Annotated in this window: 1 protein-coding gene; it reads left to right on the top strand. The window is 68.2% G+C overall.

Going from position 1 to position 471, the window contains the following annotated elements; all coding sequences use genetic code 11:
* Positions 1–471: alpha-amylase family glycosyl hydrolase (locus RM812_RS42280; protein ID WP_311586342.1), on the top strand; the 471-nt coding region annotated here is incomplete at both ends.

Genomic DNA, 471 nt, shown 5'->3' with positions numbered 1-471 from the left:
GCCAGTGGGGCATCTTCCTGCGCAACCACGACGAGCTGACCCTGGAGATGGTCACCGACGAGGAGCGCGACTACATGTGGGCCGAGTACGCCAAGGACCCGCGCATGCGCGCCAACATCGGCATCCGCCGGCGCCTGGCCCCGCTCCTCGACAACGACCGCAACCAGATCGAGCTGTTCACGGCCCTGCTGCTGTCCCTGCCCGGCTCGCCGATCCTGTACTACGGCGACGAGATCGGCATGGGCGACAACATCTGGCTCGGCGACCGCGACGCGGTGCGCACACCGATGCAGTGGACCCCGGACCGCAACGCGGGCTTCTCGTCGTCCGACCCCGGGCGCCTGTTCCTGCCCACGATCATGGACCCGGTCTACGGCTACCAGGTGACGAACGTCGAGGCGTCCATGGCCTCGCCGTCCTCGCTGCTGCACTGGACCCGCCGCATGATCGAGATCCGCAAGCAGAACCCCG

Origin of the sequence: Streptomyces lancefieldiae, assembly GCF_031845825.1 — a bacterium.
Classification (GTDB): Bacteria; Actinomycetota; Actinomycetes; order Streptomycetales; family Streptomycetaceae; genus Streptomyces; species Streptomyces lancefieldiae.
The sequence above is the reverse complement of the archived record's forward strand: the minus strand, read 5'-3'. Positions and strand labels throughout refer to the sequence as shown.